Genomic DNA, 16136 nt, shown 5'->3' with positions numbered 1-16136 from the left:
CATGTGCGGGCTCCCGAGTCGCGCCCCGCATGTGCGGCCCCGCGCGGAACCCCGCATGCCCCTTGAGCCGTGGCCCGCGTGCGCCCTTCCGCGCCGCACCCCGCATGTCCTTCGAGCCGCGTCCCTCACGCATGCCCATTGGGAGGAATCCATGAGCTTGAACCAATCCGCGCAAGCGAGCACCGGCCCATCCGGTGTCCCTGGCCCCGTCCACGTCCACGTCCCCGTCCCCGGCGACGGCGGGCCGGACGCGCGGCAGCGCCGCACGATCCTGATCGCCGTGTGCGTCGCGCTGATGGCGGTGATCGCGTCGGTCTCCGGGCTCAACGTGGCCCAGCCCGACCTGGCCGTCGAGTTCGACGCGTCGCAGGGCACGATCCTGTGGATCATCAACATCTACACCCTGAGCCTGGCCGCGCTCCTGCTGCCGCTCGGTGCCCTCGGCGACCGCCTGGGCCGCAAACCCATGCTGGTGGCCGGCCTGATCCTCTTCGGCCTGGCCGGCGCCGCGGCCGGACTGGCCCCCTCCGCCGAGGTCATGCTCGCCGCGCGCGTACTCGGCGGCATCGGCGCGGCGATGATCATGCCGATCACCCTCGCCGTCATCACCTCCACGTTCCCCGAGGAGGAACGCGGCCGAGCGATCGGCGTGTGGACCGGCGTCGCCGGCGGCGGTGGCGTTCTGGGCATGTTCCTCTCCGCCGCCCTGGTGGACGTGGCGAACTGGCGTCTGTTGTTCGTACTGCCCGTAGTCCTCGTCGCCGTCGCACTCGTCATGGCGGTGCGTTCGGTCCCCAACTCCCGCGACATCTCCCGGCATTCCTTCGACTTCACGGGTGCTCTCACCTCCGTCGTCGCCGTGGTCGGGCTCATCTTCTTCCTTCAGGAAGGCCCCGAACGGGGCTGGGGCGCACCCGCGACCCTCATCGGCCTCGCCGTCGGCGCCGTGGCCGCCGTCGCCTTCGTGACCTGGGAACTGCGACGCCGCGACGCCGCGCTCCTGGACGTACGCCTGTTCCGCGAACGCGGCCTGGCCGGCGGCTCGATCACGCTCCTGGCCGTCTTCGGAGTGCAGGCGGGCATCTTCGTCGTGCTCTTCCCCTTCCTCCAGGCCGTCCTGGGCTGGTCCGGGTTGCTGTCCACCGTGGCGCTGATGCCGATGGCCGTGCTGATGATGATCTCCTCCGGCCTTGCCCCCAAGCTTGCCGAGCGCATCGGCCCCAAGGCGACCATGGCCACCGGGATCGCGCTGGCCGGCGCCGGACTCGCCCTGATGGCCGCCATCGTCTCCGTCGACGGCGGCTACCTGTCCGTCCTCCCCGGCATGCTCGCCATGGGCATCGGCATGGGCCTGTCGATGACGCCGTCCACGGAGGCGATCACCGGCTCCCTGCCCCAGGAGCGCCAAGGCGTGGCGTCCGCCCTCAACGACGTCACCCGCGAGTTCGGCACCGCGCTCGGAGTCGCCCTGCTCGGTGCGTTGTTGTCCGCCGGATACCGAAGCGCGATCGACACCCGACTCGACGGCGTCCCCGAGGACAGCGCCGACACGGCCCGCGAAGGCGTCGCCAACGCCATCGACGCCGCCCACACCGCCGGCCCCCACGGGCAGGATCTGGCCCGCGCCGCCCGGGAATCGTTCGTCGACGGATGGCAACAGGCCATGTGGGCAGGCGTGATCGTGATGGGGGTGCTCCTCCTCTACATCCTCGCCCGAGGCCCCCGGCGCCCGGTCCGCACACCCGACAAGCCGGCACCGGCCGCGGCTGTCACCTCATAGCCCAGACCACGGAACGGCCCGATCCGGGCCCCGGATCGGGCCCCGGAACGGACAACGACTACCGCGTCGGCCCCGACGGCTGGACCCTGTACACCGTGGACGGCAGCCGTGCGGCCCACATCGAGCACACGATCGCCATCACGGAAGAGGGCCCCCGCATCCTGACCCTGCCCTGATCGCCCGGACTGCGCACCGTCCCGTCATCCCGACCGCGCACCGTCCCGGCGCAGATCTCTCGTACGCCGACCCGCGTCTCCGACACGAACCCGCGGGAGAGATCAACTCTCGTGCGTCCAGGCGAGCTTGATCCGATACTCGCGGATTCGCCAGCCCGCCGGCGTTCGTACCGCGGTGCAGGTCAACCGCAGACCGCTGGTCAGATGTGGCGCCTGGCCGTCGCGATGGAAGTACACGAGCGAGTTCGCCGACGCGGTCGCCCGGTCGGCGTCGCCGTCGACATCGACCAGGACGTCGGTGGTCATGTGCTGGGTGAGTTCCCCCTCGACCTCGGCCCGGCGCATGTAGCCGACGACCTTGTCGAGGCCCTGGAGTTCGCCGCCGCGCGGCGAGTGCACCGCCACGTCGTCGGCGAACACGGTGCCCGCATCCTCCCACCGCCTCTCGTCGAGCAGCCGCGCGAGACGGATGAGCAGGTCGGCGATCTCGGTGCGGTCGTCGATCGGAGCGTTCGAGGACATGGCATCCCTCTTTCGTTGGCGCGTCCAACATTGGCGACGCCAACTATATATGCGAATCCATTGGCGGCGCCAACGATATGTGCGGGCTGTCGTGGACCCGGCGAACCGGCCCGACGACCACGCGGCACGCGCGGCCCACGACGCGGAGAGCCTGTGCTTCCACGGCGCTCCACATGCCGCGTTCCGGTTCGTCACCGGTGACGGCGGGGCGCGACCGGCCGTCGACGTCGGCGCCTACACGCAGACACTGCTCCCGACCATGACCGCCTACGGCGTGGACAGTTGCCCGCAGGGTCTCCACTGCCGCCGCGGCCGACGGGCGACGGCGGCCGCGGCCGACAGTGACAGGCGTACAGACCCTGCCGGCGGGTCCGCACGCCCGCCGCCCGCCGGCCCCGTCCGCCTCGCCGGCTCGATCACGGTCCCGCGTGGTTGGAGGTCAGGCGAGTACCGCTGCCACCAGCGCGGCGGTATCGGCGATCAGTGGTTCGTCCGCGGGTGCGGCGGAGTCGTGCTTGGTGGACAGGACCGCCATGACGATGGGTCCCCGGCCGGGTGGCCAGGTGACGCCCACGTCATTGGTGGTGCCGTACCCGCCGGTACCGGTCTTGTCCCCGACGATCCAGTCCTTGGGCAGCCCCGCCCGCAGGCGGTTGCCGCCGGTGGTGTTGGCGAGCAGCCAGCCGGTCAGCCGCTCGCGGTCCCGCGCGTCGAGGGCGGTTCCCAGGGCGAGTCGGGCGTACGTCCGGCCGATCGCACGAGGGCTCGACGTATCGGTCGCCCGGTCCGGCTCCGCCGAGTTCAGGGCCGGCTCCCATCGGTCGAGCCGGGTCACCTCGTCCCCGATCGAACGGCAGAAGCGGGTGACCGCGCTCGGGCCGCCGAGTTCGCGCAGCAGGAGGTTCGCCGCGGTGTTGTCGCTGTGGTCGATGGCGGCCGCGCACAGGTTCGCGACGGTCATGCCGTTGGCGAGGTTCTCGGGCAGGCCCGTGATCGGCGCGTAGCCCGACTCCGTGACGTCCTTCTGCGTGTACCGGATGCGCCGGGCGAGGAACTCGCCGTCCCGGTCGAGGTCCCGCAGGACCGCGGCCACGGCGATCGTCTTGAACGTCGAACACATCGGGAACAACTCGCGCGCGCGGTGGGACACGGTCCTGCCCGTGACGGTGTCCCACGCGAAGACTCCCAGCCGAGCGGAGTGCGCCTCCTCGAGAGCACACAACCGCCCGACGATCCGCTCGTTGTCGTTCGTGCCCTGTGCGAAGGCCCTTCCGCCGACGGGGAGAACGAGGCCGAGAGTTGCTGCGGCGACCCCGCCGAGTACCCCACGCCGACTCGGACGCAATTCCATGACCACTTCTTCCCTCGGTTCGTGCGGCGTCATTGGGCATGCGGACGCTCCCGTGCGGGCCGTCCAAACCCATCCATGCCTATTGCGGATGCGAGTTCACCCGAAACGGTTCCCGCCGCCGACATGCCCACCCACGCCATACGCCGACTCATGCGTCGGGGATCACGGTGTGCAACGCGGTGTGCAACGCGGTGTGCGACGCGGCGTGCAACGTGGTGTGCAACGCGGTCTGCAACGCCGTGCGGATCCTCGGGACGAGCGCCGCGTCGCGTACTTTCGCACCCGCAACGCCAAGGATGGTCCCGGGGCCGGAACCGCCGTGCGAGCGGCACGACACGAGCCACGGCCGACCGCCCGGCGTGGCCGGGACCGCTCGTCCGCGTCCGAATCCGCGCCGTCGTGCAGCCCTCGGGCGCAGGTGGGTGCCGGGGTTCGGAGCGGCCCACGGTTCGCCGCCGTGCGTTCCGAACTCCGGCCCCGGAAGCTCACCTCCATCGCCCCACGTGGACCGCGCCGCTCAGGCCCGCGCCACCGACTGGGGGAACGTGAACACCTGGTCCGGGTCGTAGTGTCGGGACACCGCCTTCAGCCGCGACAGGTTCTTGCCGTAATAGGCCGTACCCCAGTCGGGCAGGTTCGCGTCGATGTAGTTGACGTACGCCCCCGACGCGCCCAGCGCCTCGAGGCCGTCTCGGACGGCGTCCACCGCGGCTGTCGCCTCCTCCTTGCCGGCCGGTGTGGTGCTCGCGTAGATCTGTGCGGTGGCGAGGGCCGAGCGGTGTGGAAAGGCCGTTGCGTCGGGGGCGATCCGCGAGACGGCGCCGCCCATCGAGTCCAGCAGCAGGTCCATCCCGGTACGCCCGGCCATCAACCGCACCACCCCCTGCGCGTCCAGCGGAGCGGTCAGCACCCGGGAGACGGCGACGAAGGCCGCTCGCGGCAGCCGCCCGCCCTCGAAGGTCGGGTGGCACTGCGCGATGGTGTCGTTCGCGCAGCCGGCCATGTACTTCATCGTGTCCAGGTAGCTCTTGCCCTGCACGGTGCGCGAGCTCGGCTGCGTCGACGCGGCGGCGATCAGCCGGTCCAGGAGCGGATTCAGCCCGCTCTCCGCCCCGACGTAGCACCCGCCCACCCGACAGGTCGGTGGCGTACCGCCGGACACCACACAGTTCGACCACAGCTCCGGCGGCGCGTCCGAGACCCACTCCTGCCAGGCCCCGATCACCGACGCGGCCGAGCCGGCCGGGAAGCGCAACGAGAAGACGGTGAGCGCGGGCGCCGGCTCGGTGCTGAAGGTGAACCGGGTGACCACGCCGAAGTTGCCGCCGCCTCCGCCGCGCAGCGCCCAGTACAGGTCCGGCTCGGAGCACTCGGAGACGGTGAGTACCCGCGAGTCGGCGGTGACCACCTCCGCCGAGACCAGCCGATCGCAGGTGAGTCCGTACTTGCGGGTCAACACCCCGATCCCGCCGCCCAGGGCCAGCCCGCTGACCCCCACCGTCGGACACGAGCCGGCCGGCATCAGCCGTCCGGCCTCCGCCAGCGCCGCGTACACCTCGATCAGCCGGGCTCCCGACCCGACTCGCACGGTCCCGTCCGACTGCACCTGGACCTGCGCCATCGGCCGCAGGTCCATCACCAGCCCGCCGTTGGGCACGCTGTACCCGAGGTAACTGTGTCCTCCGCTGCGCGCGGCGATCGGTACCCCGTGTCCACGGGCCGCATCCAGGCAACTCTGTACATCCGCCGCGGAGGTGCACTGGGCCACCGCCGCCGGAAGTTGATCGTCGTACAGCTCGTTGTATCCGAGCCGGGCCACGCCGTACCCCTGGTCCTCCGGCAACAGCAGCCGCCCGTCGAGCCGCGCCTTCAACGCGGCCCAGTCCGGGGGTTCGGCCACGGACCCGGGCACCCGCTGCCCCGCGATGCCTCGCAACGGCCGGGCGTCGTACGCCGGCAACACCGGTGTCCGGCTCCGCGCCGGCGCCCCGGCCGCAGTCCCCGTCACCGCCAACGCACCCCCGACCCCCAGAGCGGTCAGAAACCTCCGTCGATCGATCGTCATACGCTCACATCTCCCGGCGACCCGTGCGCACCGCGCGTCGGCTACGCGGCGCTGCGTCGCTGCCATCCTGACCCGGGAATCGGTCGACAGCGGGTCGGACCACGCTCCGGCGCGCCGGATTACGCCCATCGGTGGATGCGAGTCGGGCCTCGGCGTCCGCGGCTGACACGACACCCATGCCCGAACCCACGCGCCTGCGCCATCCGGGCCAGGAGGCCACCGTCAGGGATCGTCGGAACGTCGGCGGGAAGTACTACGACTCGCCGCGGATCCCGGCCGAGGCGATCGAGGCCGCGGCGATGGTCCTGGCGGCGGTCTGGGTGGACGAGCCGGAGTTCAGGCCGGGAAGGGACGGCTGGTTGAGCGCGTGGACGACGAACTCGTAGGTGTTCACCGTCGAGGGTGAGCAGGGTCCCTGGTAGCCGTAGAGGCTCGCGCTTCCCCGGTAGTAGACCTGCCTGGCTCCCGCGGGGACCGAGGGGCGGTAGGCGTGGTCGACGTTTTGGGGGAGCGAGGTCGTGTTCGCCGGGATGTCGTAGATGACCCAGTGGATGAGGTTGGCGTTGTCGAGATCGCGCATGACGATCGCGTAGCTCCTGGCGGTGGCCGGGGCTCCGGACCAGGTCAGGGGCGGGGACTCGTTCTTCTTGGGGGGGGGGGGGGCGTTGCCGCCCCCGCTGGTGCACTCGTGGATCTTGGGGATGAAGCCGCCGTCGACGAAGGCGGCGCTGGACAGGGCGAACACGCTCCGGTCCGCCGACGGCGCCGGTGCGGTCGACGAAGCGGCGGCGGGTGAAACGCCGACGGCCCAGGTGATGAGCAGTGCGCACAGCACGAATCGTGTGCTTCTCACTGGAGGCTCCCGAGGATGCTTGTGGTCCCTGTGGTCCGTCCATGGGGTAGGTGGGGATACGGGGCGAGTCGGGGTGGAGAGGTCGGAGCGGGACGAGCGGGGGTGCGGCACGCGTCGCATGCGTGCGGTCGAATCAGCGTATGCACGCCGGATTCCGGCGGCCAAGGCCACTTTCGCTGCGAACGATGCACTTTTCTCTCACGAACGACGGGTGCGCTGCCCGGCGTTCGGTGACGACGGCATCGAACGCGGTCGGCCCGACGACGGGCAGGGCCGGGTAGCCGACGCGCCCCGATGTGTCGGCGGGCCGCCGGCGGTCAGCGGCTCCGGGGCTGCTCGGGCGCGGTGGACGTGCGGGTTTCGGTGCCGGCCTTGCTCCCGAGGGATGCGACACGGGTCTTCAGAGCCGCCACGGCCGGCTCGGGGTGCTCGGCGTAGAAGCGGAAGGCGCGGGCCTGGGCGGGTTTGCCGAGGGGGCGTCGGTACGAGACGGGGGCGGTGAGTTCGACGGTGATCGTGGTCTGGCTCGCCACCGCCAGGTCGGCGACGCCGTTGTCGTCGACGGTGGCCAATCTGCCTTCGGGGAACTTCCGTTCGAGGCGGACGGAGGCGATGTGGTCGGCGGGGATGTGGATGTCGAGGAGGGCGCCGTAGCGCAGGCGCAGGGAACCGTCCGGGCCGATCACGTGGGGGCGGACCACGCACGAGGCGTGCAGGGCGACGATGAAGTAGCAGCCCCAGATGTCGACGACCAGCGTGACGGCGTGCACGACCGGCCACGGGATCAGGAACGCGAGGGCCAGGGTCTCGACGACGGAGACGAAGAAGAAGCAGTACACGTACGCCGTTTGACCGGGGGCGTACGCGACGGGCAGGTCGCCGTCGCGGACCCCGTGCGGGCCGCGGCGGGTCGCCCAGCGCAGGAAGCTGGTGGAGAGGAACAACTCGTGGGCGGTGAGCCTGCGTACGGGCGCCGGAACGGTGTCGGCGATCGCGGCGAGGAAGGCGGGGCGGCGTGCGAGCCCGGCACGGCGGTGGCGGCGGTGGTCGAGGGCGAGCAGGGCGGACGCCGCCACGGCGATGGTGAGCGATGCCGCCGCTGTGGCGGTCCGGGCGGTCGAAGGGACCCGTACGCCGCCGACCAGGCACAGGATCACCGTGAACTCCCCGGGGAGGAGCGCGACGAAGGACCAACGCACGATCTTCCTCGGCCCCTTCATCCGGCACGCTCCCGGAGCAGCACGATGGCGCGGCGGATGGCCGCCGCCTGGGCGGGGGAGTGATCCTCGAAGAAGGCGTCCAGGAAACCGCTTTCGTCTTCCGCCACGCCCCGGTCCGGGATGGCCATCGCCCGCAGCGCCGCGTCCGGGATGCTCTCGGCGACCGCCCGGGCGGTCTGCTCCACCCGGGGGTCGTCCTCGGCGGCGTCGGCCAGTTCGTCCAGTCGGGCGTAGACCTCGTACGCGCGCCGCATCGCCTCCGGGTCGGCGCCGAGGGTGTGTACGAGGGCGTCGAGCCAACCTCGGTCGGCGCCCGGTGATCCGGTCTCCAACAGGGCGAGCAGTTGCCGCTCCTTGGCGGCCATCGCCGGTTCCGGACCGGGGAGCAGAGCGGAGGCGCGGGCCATGTCCTCGAAGACGGCGGCGAGTTCGGGGGAGACGGGGGCCTCGGCGGGCAATCGTCCGGTCCGCTCGGCCTGTTCGAGCAGTTGGCGCAGGCGGGCGCGGCGCTGCCGGATGGCGTCCTCCTGGCGGGCCAGGTCGACGTCCAGCTCGGTGAGGATTTCCACGAGTTCCCGGCCCGCGTCGTTCGCCAACACGTCCTTGACCTCGTCCAGGCTCAGGCCGAGCTCGGTCAGCCGGCGCAGGCGGGCCAGTTCGACGGCATCGCGCAGGGCGTACTCGCGGTACCCGTTGGGCTGCCGGGGTGGCTCGGGCAGCAGGCCGATGCGGTGGTAGTGGCGCACGGCGCGCGTGGTGACGCCGGCGATGGCGGCCAGTTCTCCGATTCGCATGCCACCAGTAGAAACGTTGACGCTACGACAAGGTCAAGCTGCTGGTCCGCGAGTCGGTCGCGTCTTGCGTCGCACCTCGCACGCGGTGTGCGGACGCCCCGCCCTGTTCGCCATCGGCCCGGCGACCGCACGTCCGCACCGCCCGCCGCCGCCCCTTCCGGCGCGGGCCCGGAAGTCCGCGCCGCCGCGGAGCCGTTCGGTCTGATGCCCGGGTTCGCGGTTCGCTCCACCCCGTGTGCGGTTCGCTCTCCCCGTGTCGAATCAGGAATGGAGCTTGCCTCTTTGATCAATACTGTTGTCCTGTTGCACCGGGGAGGGTGGGTTCGCCCCGGGAACTCGTTTTTGCTGCCCAAGGAGAACGCATGATCCTCGTCACCGGTGCCACCGGGAACGTCGGCCGCCACGTCGTCCGCGAGTTGGTCGGCCGGGGGGTTTCGGTGCGGGCCTGACCCGCGACCCGGCCGCCGCGGAACTCCCGGACGGCGTCCAGGTGTTCGAGGGCGACCTGGGGCGGCCGGAGACGCTGCCGGCGGCGCCGGCCGGGGTCGAGGGCGTGTTCCTGTTCGCGGTGCCGGGCAGCGGCCCCGCGTTCGTACAGGCCGCCGAGGAGGCAGGCGTCGCCCGGGCGTCGGAAGGCCGGGGCGCAGCGTGGAGACCTGCGCATCGGCGCTGCCGGAGCCACCGAAACCGGCACGAATGGGGCGCTGTCGGCCCGCCCCTGGGCCCGCTGCCGGCAGCCACCGTGACCATCTGCCGGCGATCCGGCCCGCGAGCCCGCGGTGGTAGGGCCATGCCGCCTGGTCCAGCGGCGACCGCCGCGGCACGGAGCACATCGACAACAAGGGCGCGCCGTTCCGCACCAGCGCCGACACCGGCCGTCCCGGTTACGGCTACCCGCTGGGTGGGGGGAGTGGGTCGAACGGCAGGAATGACAGCGGATGGCACCACCGCCCGCATCGGCACGATCGAAGGCCGGGCGGCCGGTGGGCGACGACGGTCGGGCGGCCTGGGGAAGGCTGCGGCGTGTGGGGGAGGAACCCGCGAGCCGGGACGGCCGGCCGGCGTGCTCCGTCTCCCTGCGTTCCGCGCGGCAACGCCAAGCGTGCCCGGGTCACGACTCGTCTGTGAGGAACGCGTGCAGTGCGGTGGTCAGCGCCGCCGGGTTGTCCTCCTGGACGATGTGCCCCGCGTTCGGTACGACCACGAGTCTCCCGTCCGGGATGCGCTCGACCAGGCGTTCGGCGGTGGCCTGCGGGAGGACCTTGCTGCGTGCGCCGCGCACCACCAGGACCGGTACCGCGGTCAGCCGAGCGTCCAGCCGATCGATGGCCGCGAGGATGGCGGGGAAATCGGGGGGACGCGGATCGCCCTTCGGTATCCAGACGCCGTCGGGCGCACGATGAAACAGTGTGCTCATGCGGTAGGCGACGCCGGCGCGGTCGGCGCGCGGATTGACGCACATCGCGGCCTGGACCACCGTCTCGAGTTCTCGCACGGGACCGAGTCCGGCCATGAACGCCCGTACCCGCCGGGTGCTTTCGAAGTCCACGCCGGGTGCGACGTCGACAAGGGCCAACCGCTCCACCAGGTCGGGCCGCGAGTCGACGACGTGGGCGGCGACCACACCGCCGAGCGACATGCCGACCAGCCGGATCCGATCGAAGCCGAGGTGGTCGGCCGCGGCGACGACATCGGCCGCCATGGTGTCGATGCGGTAGTCCTCGGACCAGTCGCTGTCGCCGTGCCCACGCAGATCCAGTGCGACGAGTCGGGCGGCGCCACGCAGGCCGAGGCAGACGAAGTCCCACGTGCGCGCGGTCAATCCGCCACCGTGCAACAGGAGCACCGGAGGTCCCGTTCCGCCCCAGTCGAGTCCGTGCAGCCGGCAGCCCGCGCGGGAGAAGCGGATCTCGCGGGGCGCCGCCGCAGCGTGGACCGTGACGCCCAGGGCCGCCGCCACCTCGATCATCGCCGCAATCGTGGCTCGTCCGCGCACGACGCCTCCTCTCATACCTTGACCACTCAAGGTAAAACCACTTACCTTGACGAGTCAAGGCAAGTGCGACGGCCAACCCATCGAATACCACGCAACCCCGACCACGCCGGGCGGATGTCCCCGGAGGCCGCGAGCAACCTGCTCGCCGCCGCGGGTGATCCAGCCGCCGCGCAGACCCGTACCGAGGCCGCACGGATCGGGATTTCGGACGCCGAAGTCAACCACCACGTCGAATGGAGCCCGGCGCCGATGGCGCCGGGCTCCATTGACTTACGTGGGTCGGACGGGACGGTTACCAGGTGCCGGGAGTGGCCTTCCATCCCTTCACAGGAGCAGGGAACGTGCCGTCCGGGGTGGCGGCGAACATGTGGAACTCGGTGGATCCGTCGGTGGCTTCGAACATCGCGGCGACGTCCGCGCGTCCGTCGCCGTTGTAGTCGCCGGACACGGGCACGGCGGCGTTGCCCGGCCACGTTCCGGCGGCGGAGGTCCAGCCGGCGACGTCGTCGTTGAATCCGCCGTCGGTGCGGGCGGTGAAGGTCATCAGGCCCACCACGCCGTTGCCGTGGTCGTACATTGCCGCAATGTCGACCCGACCGTCGCTGTTGTAGTCGCCGGTGGTGAGTCGGGTCCTGTTCCAGGACCAGTTGCCGGCCGTACGGGACCAGGACTGCGTGGTGCCGGCGAAGTGCCCGTCGGGCAGGGCCCGCAGGGTGAACAGGGCGACGGCGTCACCCTCCGTGTTGCCGTAGCCGTACATCGCGGCTAGGTCGGTGCGGCCATCCCCGTCGAAGTCGCCGGTGACGAACTTGCTGCGCGCGAGCGACCAGTTCCAGGCACCGCTCTGCCAGGTCGCTACGGGTTCCTCGAACGTGCCGTCCGCCTTGGTCGGCCACGTGTAGGCGTTGGTCGTTTCCGAGCCGTGGTCGTACATCATCGTCGGCTCGTCGCGTCCGTCACCGTTGAAGTCGCCGGCCAGCAGGACGGCCTTGGTCCAGTCCCAACGGCCGGGCGCGGTGTAGTTGCTCGGAACGCCGTCGGCGATGCTTCCGTCGGGTCGGGACAGGAAGGTGAACAGTTGGGTGGCGCCGTCGGGGTAGCCGTACAGCGCGACGACGTCGTCGCGTCCGTCCTGGTCGAAGTCACCGACCGCGAACTTGGCACGGGTGCTGTCGAACCAACCGGCGTGGCTGAGCCACGCCTGCCGAGGTGCGCCGACGCCACCGTCGGAGGTGCCGGAAGAGACGAACAGCGCGGTGGTGCCCTGGCCGTAGTCGTAGACGGTCAGCACATCGGCCCGGTGGTCGCCGTCGAAGTCTCCGGAGTACTCGCTGCGTTGGGCGGCAGTGCTGTCGTTGTAGTGGTGTTCGGTGCTGATGTTGGTGGTGGCGTTCCAGCGGATGTAGCCGCCTTGGAAGTCGCTGCGGCGTCCGCCGGGAACGTCGTACTCGTTGCCGGTGGGGAAGCCGAGCCAGCCCTGCTCCCAGTTCAGGGCCGCCCATCGGGCGCGAATGTTGCCGTAGACGGCCCAGGCGCCGGTTTCCGGGCTGGTGTAGATGGAGCCGGTGTCGGTGCTCGCGCCCGGCGTCCGGAAGAGGGTGTATGTGCCGGGCTTGGTGGGCGTGTTGGCCACGTCGGTGGCGGGGAACCCGAGGGTCCCCTGCGGACCGCCGATGGCTTGCCAGCGGCTGTAGGTGTCGCCTGTGATCACGTGCCCGCCGGTGTCGTCGGTCCACGTGATGGCGCCCGGGCCGCCGGTCGGCGTTCCGGCGTAGTGGGTGATCCAGCCGATGACGCTCCCGGCACCGCTCCGGATGGTGGTCTCGTCCGAGACCGGGTAGCCCAGTGGGCCGTTGACGCCTCCGCTTTCGAGCCACTTGTGTCGCGCCGCGCCGTGTTGGTACCAAGCCCCGGTCGTGGGAGACCAGTTGATGTGGCCGTTGGTGCCGCCACCGTCGACCGTTCCCTGGAAGTTCACGTACTTCCCGCCCTTGCCGTCCGGAAGCACACCGGTGGTCGGCAGGCGCAGCGGCCCGTCGACGCCGCCGATGGCTTTGTATTTGGCGAGGATCGGTCCGCAGACCTTCAGTTTGACGTTGGCGTCACCGGCGGAGGGGAACTCCTCACACCCGGCCCCGTCCCAGGGGGTCTGGTTGTCGGCGATGACGCGCATCGGCGCGAAGGAGTTGCCGTCGGGCGCACGCGTGGTGCCGAGTGCGACGGCGAGTCGTCCGTCGGTGGCCTGGGCCCACAGGTCGCCCTTGCCGTCGCCGTCGAGGTCGCCGTCGGAGTTGAGTTTGGGGTAGGCGGCGGCGTCGAGGCCGGTGCCGATGAGGGTTCGTGTGGTGGTGTTGCCGAGTGCGGTGACGTCGACGGTGCCGTCGGCGTTCTTCTTGGACGGGTACTGGTACACCTGGCCGGTGGTGCGGTCGCGTGCCCACAGGTCGGGGAGTTGGTCGCCGGTGGTGTCGCCGGGGGCGAGGAGGTCGAGGTTGTTCCAGGCGTTGCCGCTGCCGATGAGGGTGGCGTGGTCGAAGGAGGACGCACTGCTGGTGCCGTGGAAGAGCCACACGCGGCGGACACCGGAGGCGTCCTGTTCCACGGTGAGCAGTTCCATCTTGGCGCCGCCGGCCTCGTCCACGTCCGCGTCGACATTGCCGACGGCGAGGATGGCGAGGACCTGGGACCAGTCGCTCTTGTAGCCGGTGCAGGTCCTGCTCGGGAGGTTGGTGGGGTCGACGCAGCGGGTGGCCGAGGGCCGGGCGACGGTGCTGCGACGAGTGCCCTTGGCGAAGAACTTGCCTTCGGCGTCCGGGCCGTTGTTGCGGTAAAGGTACAACTGGCCGCTGCCCAGCGCGTACAGATTGTCGCGGAAGATGCCCGCCCCGCCGCGGTGGGTGATCAATGCCCCCGTCCAGGTCGCGTTCTGGTCGACGCCCACCGGGCCTTGGACCCGGGTCGACACGGTGACCCCACCGTCGGCGGGGTTCGTGTTGGCCGCGTACATGCGCAGCGCGCCGGTGTCGTCGGGGATCAGGAGATCGATGCGTTTGTCGCCGTCGATGTCGCCGAGGGTGGTGGTGGCCTTGGGGTCGCTGGGTGCGTAGAACGTGTAGTCGGTGGGCTGGGAGCGGTTCCCGGCCTTGTCGACGGTCTGCGCGAAGAGGTGGTTGGTGCCCCACAGGCCGACCGGGAGGTCCTTGATGCGCCAGGTGTTGTCGAAGGCGTCGTAAGTGGCGCGGGCCGCTCCGCCGACGGGGATGGGGCCGTTGAGCGCGTACTCGATGGCATCGACGCCGGAGGCGTTGTCGGTGGCGGTGAGGGTGAAGGTACCCTTGCTCCCGGCGTTGTTGCCGCCTCCGTTGACGGGAAAGTCGGTGCTGGCGATGGTCGGCTCCGTGGGCGGCGTGCCGTCCACGGTGAACGTCTGGCCGGGTACCCAACCCGATTCGAGGTCGCCGTCGCCGGCCACGACGCCCCAGTTGTAGGTGTGGCCGTCGAGGAGTTTCCCGGCGGGGATGTCGGCGCGGGCCTCGTGACCGCTCGGTCCCCGGGAGATCCACCCGCTCTCGTGGATCAGCGGATTCCCGTTGCCGACCTCGCGAATGGCGAAGTTGGCGTCGACGTCGTGGCCATCGGGGTCGGTCAGGGTGGCGAACAGGCTCACGCCGCCCACGGCGGGGTTGACCGCGCCGATGTAACCGGCGTTCCCGGAGGCCCCGCCGTTGACCGGCACCGGGGTCATCCGCGTGTTCTTCGGGACGTTGGGCGGGGTGTTGTACTCGATGTAGATGTAGTTGTCGGCGGCGGTGCGGGAGAACCGCTTGAAGCCGTCGTTGCTCGTGGTCTTCGGCGATTCCTTGCCGTGGACGCTGAGGGTGAGGAACTCCCAGTTCTGGTGCGGGAGGACGTTCGAGGTGATGTCGAAGTCGACGAGGCGGTTGCCGCACTTGGACTGGGTACTGGAGCTGGGTACCGAAGCGGTGCCCCACAGGCCCAACTCGGTGGGCTTGTTGTCCCAGTTGGTGCCGGTGGTCAGGGTGTCGTTGGTCAGGTGGAGCTCGACGGGCTGCGCGTATTGCTGCTCGCAGCCGAAGATGGCGGAGTCGACCTGGGTGGTGTTGAAGACGACCCGTTTGATCGCCTTGCCGTTGAGCCGGCCCTGCCAGTTGTAGTCGACGCGGTAATAGGTGCGCTCCAGGCCCGTCTTGACCCGGTAGTGCTGGTATCCGGCACCGGGCTGGAAGTCGGTCCGGCCGTAACCCGGGGTGTCGGGGTACGCCTCCTGGGCCCAGCCGTAGGTGCTGACGTTGTCGGGCAAGGGGACCCACGGGGGGTCGATGTACAGCGGGAAGACCGTGTCCGGTGCGGACAGCAGGCCCGCGTCGGGGGTCAGGGAGAGGGTGCCATCGGCCACCTCGGCCTTCAGCGGGGCAACCGAGGCCCGGGCGCCGGGCTGCCGGTCGGTGGAGGCGAGTTCGGTGCCCGGGGCGGTCGCCGGGGCGGCGTCGGCCGACGCGCCGGCACGGAGAGAGGTGCCGGTGGCTTTGGGGGTCGTGCGCGAGTCCCACATGGAGGCCGCGGGTGCGATGAACGCGACCTTGCCGTCGGGGGACTTGGCCGCGAGCGACCCATCGGAGTTCGCACCGACCGTCAGGCCGTCGGCGTCCATCCCCAGCTGCAGAGTTGCGAGTCGGGGATTCCTGGCGGCTTCGGCGGTCTTGACGATCAGGGTGTGGGTGAAGCCGCCCTGCTCGCCGGCGACGACCTTGAGGTCGACGTCGGGCAGGACACCCGGGTAGAGCGCGCCGTCGCCGGCGAGGACGGGTTTGGGCAGCGTGGTGGGCCAACTCAGGGTCAGTTTGCGCCCGTTGTTGGTCATCGAGGCGAGGAGCTTGCTGCCTCCTCCGCCGAGGACCAGGTCGCCGGTCGTACTGGCTGGTCGGACCGTTCCGTCGGCCGCCTTGGCCAGGGTGGGGTCGAGTTCGCGCCAGGTACCCGTCTTCTTGGTACGAGCCGGCTCGATGGTGCGCTTGAGGGCGAGGTTGCCGTTGGGCAGAGCCGTGACGGTGTCGGTCTCGGTGGTCAACTCCGGTACGGGGACCGGGACTCCGGTGCGCTTGGCCTGCGCGGTGGCGGTGGCCTCGGCCTGGGCCTTCGCCGCGGCGTCGTCGGTGGGCGTCGCCGAGGCGGCCGGGGCGTTGTCCGGTACGGCGATGGCGTCGGTGCGGGTGACGACGGACGCACCTGCGGTGCCGGCGACGCCACAGGACAGCGACAGGGCAACGAGCCCGCAGACGGCCGCGGATAGTCGCGGATAAGGACGTGCGACAGGAGGCGAATGCCTCATGAGGAACGCTCCCGGGGTGTGGTGTTCGA

At 70.8% G+C, this 16136-nt stretch carries 9 protein-coding genes and 1 pseudogene; 2 read left to right on the top strand and 8 right to left on the bottom strand.

From position 1 onward, the window contains the following. The first annotated feature begins 151 nt into the window (after positions 1-151). Positions 152-1780 carry an MFS transporter gene (locus OG948_RS41360; RefSeq protein ID WP_331770123.1) on the top strand — a complete coding sequence of 543 codons (1629 nt, stop codon included), beginning with the start codon at positions 152-154 and terminating at the stop codon, positions 1778-1780. Between the two features lie 278 nt (positions 1781-2058). On the opposite strand, the gene OG948_RS41355 is transcribed toward OG948_RS41360, so the two are convergent. Further along, positions 2059-2478, bottom strand: coding sequence for a nuclear transport factor 2 family protein (locus OG948_RS41355; RefSeq protein WP_331770122.1), 420 nt, complete (start codon positions 2476-2478; stop codon positions 2059-2061). A 112-nt stretch (positions 2479-2590) separates the two neighbouring features. Here OG948_RS41355 and OG948_RS41350 point away from each other — a divergent pair. After that, positions 2591-2776 (top strand): annotated as a pseudogene (locus tag OG948_RS41350) (oxidoreductase); the annotation flags it as partial. A 141-nt stretch (positions 2777-2917) separates the two neighbouring features. Here the strand turns inward: OG948_RS41350 and bla are convergent. The 7 genes from bla to OG948_RS41315 form a co-directional block, all read right to left on the bottom strand. Beyond that, positions 2918-3829: a class A beta-lactamase gene (bla, locus tag OG948_RS41345; protein WP_331770121.1), complete on the bottom strand. Its 912-nt coding sequence runs from the start codon at positions 3827-3829 to the stop codon at positions 2918-2920. Positions 3830-4346: 517 nt separating this feature from the next. Then, positions 4347-5894 (bottom strand): FAD-binding oxidoreductase, encoded by a 1548-nt coding sequence (locus OG948_RS41340; RefSeq protein WP_331770120.1) that lies wholly within the window; start codon positions 5892-5894, stop codon positions 4347-4349. Positions 5895-6147: 253 nt separating this feature from the next. Further along, positions 6148-6729, bottom strand: coding sequence for a YbhB/YbcL family Raf kinase inhibitor-like protein (locus OG948_RS41335; RefSeq protein ID WP_406300890.1), 582 nt, complete (start codon positions 6727-6729; stop codon positions 6148-6150). Positions 6730-7064: 335 nt separating this feature from the next. Then, positions 7065-7967, bottom strand: coding sequence for a hypothetical protein (locus OG948_RS41330; RefSeq protein ID WP_331770118.1), 903 nt, complete (start codon positions 7965-7967; stop codon positions 7065-7067). Then, positions 7964-8761, bottom strand: a complete 798-nt coding sequence (locus OG948_RS41325) for a MerR family transcriptional regulator (RefSeq protein WP_331770117.1) — start codon at positions 8759-8761, stop codon at positions 7964-7966. The genes OG948_RS41330 and OG948_RS41325 overlap by 4 nt, the downstream gene beginning before the upstream one ends. 1111 nt (positions 8762-9872) lie before the next feature. Then, positions 9873-10757, bottom strand: a complete 885-nt coding sequence (locus OG948_RS41320; protein ID WP_331770116.1) for an alpha/beta hydrolase — start codon at positions 10755-10757, stop codon at positions 9873-9875. A 292-nt stretch (positions 10758-11049) separates the two neighbouring features. Further along, the gene (locus OG948_RS41315) at positions 11050-16107 is read right to left on the bottom strand and encodes an FG-GAP-like repeat-containing protein (RefSeq protein WP_331770115.1); all 5058 of its coding nucleotides are present in this window, start codon (positions 16105-16107) and stop codon (positions 11050-11052) included. Positions 16108-16136: the final 29 nt, after the last annotated feature.

Source organism: Embleya sp. NBC_00888, from assembly GCF_045207655.1.
Classification (GTDB): Bacteria; Actinomycetota; Actinomycetes; order Streptomycetales; family Streptomycetaceae; genus Embleya.
This window is presented reverse-complemented; position numbering and strand designations above follow the sequence as displayed.

What these genes read in the sequence shown, in the direction of transcription:
- OG948_RS41360 (WP_331770123.1), top strand. Translation starts at nt 152, where the DNA reads ATGAGCTTGAACCAATCCGCGCAAGCGAGCACCGGCCCATCCGGTGTC.
- OG948_RS41355 (WP_331770122.1), bottom strand. Translation starts at nt 2,478, where the DNA reads ATGTCCTCGAACGCTCCGATCGACGACCGCACCGAGATCGCCGACCTG.
- bla (WP_331770121.1), bottom strand. Translation starts at nt 3,829, where the DNA reads ATGGAATTGCGTCCGAGTCGGCGTGGGGTACTCGGCGGGGTCGCCGCA.
- OG948_RS41340 (WP_331770120.1), bottom strand. Translation starts at nt 5,894, where the DNA reads ATGACGATCGATCGACGGAGGTTTCTGACCGCTCTGGGGGTCGGGGGT.
- OG948_RS41330 (WP_331770118.1), bottom strand. Translation starts at nt 7,967, where the DNA reads ATGAAGGGGCCGAGGAAGATCGTGCGTTGGTCCTTCGTCGCGCTCCTC.
- OG948_RS41325 (WP_331770117.1), bottom strand. Translation starts at nt 8,761, where the DNA reads ATGCGAATCGGAGAACTGGCCGCCATCGCCGGCGTCACCACGCGCGCC.
- OG948_RS41315 (WP_331770115.1), bottom strand. Translation starts at nt 16,107, where the DNA reads ATGAGGCATTCGCCTCCTGTCGCACGTCCTTATCCGCGACTATCCGCG.